Origin of the sequence: Faecalibacterium sp., assembly GCF_052358865.1 — a bacterium.
In the GTDB taxonomy this organism is placed as follows: Bacteria; Bacillota; Clostridia; order Oscillospirales; family Ruminococcaceae; genus Faecalibacterium; species Faecalibacterium butyricigenerans.
This window is the reverse complement of the sequence record NZ_DAWCVJ010000131.1, coordinates 1-3,528: the sequence shown is the minus strand read 5'-3', so window position 1 is coordinate 3,528 and position 3,528 is coordinate 1. Positions and strand designations below refer to the sequence as shown.

General features: G+C 40.9%; 7 protein-coding genes. 6 read left to right on the top strand and 1 reads right to left on the bottom strand.

The features are described 5' to 3' along the window. From ACT8X9_RS13090 to ACT8X9_RS13075, 4 genes are all read left to right on the top strand, one after another. Positions 1-236, top strand: a 236-nt coding sequence (locus ACT8X9_RS13090) for an RNA polymerase sigma factor (RefSeq protein ID WP_444269286.1), incomplete at its 5' end; no start/stop codon positions are given. After that, positions 229-921, top strand: coding sequence for a DUF4367 domain-containing protein (locus ACT8X9_RS13085; protein WP_444269285.1), 693 nt, complete (start codon positions 229-231; stop codon positions 919-921). The genes ACT8X9_RS13090 and ACT8X9_RS13085, both read left to right, overlap by 8 nt. Before the next feature lie 130 nt (positions 922-1,051). Beyond that, positions 1,052-1,315, top strand: a complete 264-nt coding sequence (locus ACT8X9_RS13080) for a hypothetical protein (RefSeq protein WP_414000827.1) — start codon at positions 1,052-1,054, stop codon at positions 1,313-1,315. Positions 1,316-1,584: 269 nt separating this feature from the next. Next, positions 1,585-1,896: a hypothetical protein gene (locus ACT8X9_RS13075; RefSeq protein ID WP_044959580.1), complete on the top strand. Its 312-nt coding sequence runs from the start codon at positions 1,585-1,587 to the stop codon at positions 1,894-1,896. 102 nt (positions 1,897-1,998) lie between these two features. On the opposite strand, the gene ACT8X9_RS13070 is transcribed toward ACT8X9_RS13075, so the two are convergent. Next, positions 1,999-2,247: a DUF6061 family protein gene (locus ACT8X9_RS13070; RefSeq protein WP_118526362.1), complete on the bottom strand. Its 249-nt coding sequence runs from the start codon at positions 2,245-2,247 to the stop codon at positions 1,999-2,001. Positions 2,248-2,589: 342 nt separating this feature from the next. On the opposite strand from ACT8X9_RS13070, the gene ACT8X9_RS13065 reads away from it, so the two are divergent. Next, on the top strand, positions 2,590-2,889 hold the full coding sequence (locus tag ACT8X9_RS13065; RefSeq protein WP_444269284.1) for a hypothetical protein: 300 nt from the start codon (positions 2,590-2,592) through the stop codon (positions 2,887-2,889). Between the two features lie 124 nt (positions 2,890-3,013). After that, positions 3,014-3,528, top strand: a 515-nt coding sequence (locus ACT8X9_RS13060; protein ID WP_444269283.1) for a hypothetical protein, incomplete at its 3' end; no start/stop codon positions are given.

The window sequence follows — 3,528 nt, the reverse complement described above, 5'->3', positions numbered from 1 at the left end:
CACCAGATGATGCCCCAGTGCCAGATGATGCCGTAGTCAGCACCGATAACATCCAACACCTGACAGAACTGATCGGACAGATGAAACCGATGTACCGTGATCCTCTGCGCCTTTTGGCGATGGGCTACACAAACCGGGAGATTGCAGAATCGCTTGGACTGACAGATGAAGTAGTTCGGATGCGGCTTTTCCGTGGAAGAAAAATATTGTGGAAGGAGTTGAACAGCCGTGAGTGAGCGGACAGAGATCTCTTTTGATGCAGCTTTGATGATGGCACTCCGTGCAGATGCACAGAAAGAACTGGACGAGCTGCCAACTCCGGCACAGCTTAAAGAACGCTACCCGGATACTTTCCGATGGGATGCTCGCCTGCAAGCGGCGTTGCATAAACGCCGCCCTGTGCTGAAACGAGTGCTTGTTGCGGCCCTGACGCTGGTAATTCTGACCCTCGGTGCGCTTGCAGTAAGCGCAGACTTCCGCAAGGCAGTTTATACGATGATTCAGAAGTTCCTGCCTGTTGAGATGCAGCTGACATATCAGGTGGATGGCGAGCCGTTGGAACGATTGCCGGATGGATACAACGATCATTATGTGCCGGACGGTTTTGAACGAGATTATGAACAAGGATATGATAACGAAATATCATTCCTTCATGCCTACGTTGATGCCAATGATAAGAACATCTTTTATTATGTGGACTGTTCCATAATTCAAGACTATGGACAAGTCGAAACTTTCGACAATGAGCATACGGTTTATGAGCGCATTAAAGCTGGAACAGCTGATGCCACACTCGGAACGAGTAATAATGGAGGACATACAGGATATGTACTAGTATGGGAGAAAGATGGCATTTCACATACGATTATTGGAAAGATACCACGTAAAGAGATTCTAAAAATTGCAGAGAGCATTTCCTGACGGGCTAATTCTTGCCCACACACTTGTAATTGCTTACAAATGTGCGGGCGTTTTTTTGTCGAAACATCCAAAGTTGACAAGACCTTAAACTTTTTTCCAAAAAGCTGTCACAAACACAATGTGAACTACGTTGACTAAACAAAAGCTCCTATTGGGAGCAAAAAATGGAGGTGAACAGCGAATCAAAATGACACGAGAAGAAATTATTTCTATGCTGTCAACGGAGTTGGACGAGAAATGGGACAATGGAATCACTTGTTTGATGGTTGAGGATTCGGATGCTTATATTCCGGTGATTGTTCATCATCAAAAAGATGGACTTATTGTTGAAGTAGAAGAACAAGACAAGAAAATCTATCAAATTGGACGAAATGAGCTAAATAAAACATCTTAGTCATCACCAAAAAAATCATTGAAATCAGTCACAATTTGACGCATAGAATATGAATTCAAACTTGATATGAGGTGATTCCAATGCAGAACTTAAAGCATATAAATATTATATAACAGATGTGAAGTCTGCCGCAAAAAACAACAATTACTACGAAGGCTATGTTCCGAAAGACTGGAAAACGCAGTCTCTTGCTGTGAACTTTCACAATGAAATGTTCACTTATAATGCATGGAATGTTGTAGGATGGGCGTAATGCCGAGGAAGTGCAAATGTCTTTAAGCAATCAAGAAAAATTTGTCAATAGTTTTTGGGTGATTATTCTTTTAGTTGCTGTTGGAATCTATTTTTGGGTGATTCCTAAAAATTCAATCGCAGAAGCGTATAGCAAGAAAAAACACTACAACTTGAAAAAGACATCAAGATTCTTGGCTGTTGGTTTTTGGATAATAGCGATTTCTTGTGTTCCAGTGCTGATTTCGCTGTGGTTTGATACTCCTTGGATCTGCATTATATGTGTGATTCTCTTGGTACTAGGGACATCTGTTCTACACGATTATGAGAGTGGAGGAAAATTGAAATAAATTTATAGCTTTTCATCTTGTGATGATGACAAACATCCCTCTATTTGCAACGACTGCAAAGTAGAGGGATGTTTTGTCTGCTTTGGATATTTTAATTAAAGGTTAGTCTTCTAATATGCCATGGTCACAGCCAAGTGAGAGATAATGCTCAATCTCACCACCCAGCACAAGCTGGGCATACTCCAGCGGCTTATTGTACAGCAGCCAGTCCAGTTCCGCCCGCCGTGTCGGGGTGTTGCCGTATTCATCCTCAATGGCGATGCAGTCGATGGCAAGGGTGGAACCGTCCGCGAACCGGGCTTCCACCCGGTTGGTGTCCATATTGTAGCGGCAGGAAAGCAATTTTGTCATAATAGTATCCTCCAAGACTTGATTTTTGGTGTGCGGCCACTCAAACCAATGCCGTCAAGTCGGTGGGGGATATGGATAACCTGTGGCTGGAACTGCCGTGGTGGTTTGATTGAATGAAAAGAAAAATCGTGATTGTGCTACAAGTTTTCTAGAAATTTATGTGCAGCTATACGATTTTGAAAAATTTTGTGGACAAACGAAATAAAATAGGCTTGAATTTCGTTATCTAAACAAAAAGCAAGGAGGGTAGGTTTGATGATTTGTAAAAATTGAGAGCATAAAAATAAAGTAGGAATTCGATATTGCCAGCGATGTGGGCAGTAGTGAAAGAAGGTATAGACAATGAAGAAAACTTTATATACATTTTTGGTTTGGAATTTTCTGTTGTTTGTAGCTGGTTTAAGTGATATTGTTTTTTATAGAAATCTTACATCGGTAGAAGGTATGACAATAAGCTGGACCCAGCCAGCGCTTGTAAGTATTACTTCATTTTTAATATTGCTTTCAATATATTATGGGATGCACCAGCTCCTTTTCGGAAAAAATTTTTATTTGAAACTGGAAATCAAGCAGGAAGACATAGATAAATTGCGAAATTCAATTTATGATTTTCTGAAAAAAGGCGAAATTGACCCCGAATAATTGCAGCAACACTTGAAGTGTTTGATAATTGCTGAAGTTGTTTTGTGGGGTGGATTCATCGTTTACTTATTTATATCAAAGGGCTACTAATTTTCAATTCTAATAATGGGGTAAAGTGGTTCGAATGAAAAAGATACAGAACTTTTTCTCGACGATTTTGCAAAAGCTGTGGAAAAGTCCGATAAAGGCGAAGGAAAACATGGAAGGAGGAAACAATATGAAAAAGAGGGCTACAATAGTTCTTGGCCTTGTGCTGATACTTACATTGGTTGGCTGCGGAAATAATGCTCAAAGTTCAGATGCGCACAATGCAGAATACGAAGAAGGCTATGCCGCTGGTTACGAGGCAGGGTATAATGACGGGAAACAGCAAATGACCGAAAGCCAAAAGCATTTTGCACAGTTTTCGGGTTCTTTTACGGCTACTGTTGAGCAACTCCTGCCCGATTACTATGCGCTGCCGGGAAAAACGGTTGCAGTTGTTCACTTCTTTCAGGACAGACCATTTTTGCTTCATTTCCAGAAAGACTTAACTGGTGAACTTATTGAAGGAACAGCTTATGTGTTTGAGTTTGAGACTTTTGAAGTTGAACTTCCAGACGATGAAGAAAATCCAAATATTTCAGATTATATGTATTG

Bases quoted from the DNA above. Each gene is read 5' to 3' on its own strand.
- ACT8X9_RS13075 (WP_044959580.1), top strand. From the start codon at position 1,585: ATGTCTTTAAGCAATCAAGAAAAATTTGTCAATAGTTTTTGGGTGATT.
- ACT8X9_RS13070 (WP_118526362.1), bottom strand. From the start codon at position 2,247: ATGACAAAATTGCTTTCCTGCCGCTACAATATGGACACCAACCGGGTG.
- ACT8X9_RS13065 (WP_444269284.1), top strand. From the start codon at position 2,590: ATGAAGAAAACTTTATATACATTTTTGGTTTGGAATTTTCTGTTGTTT.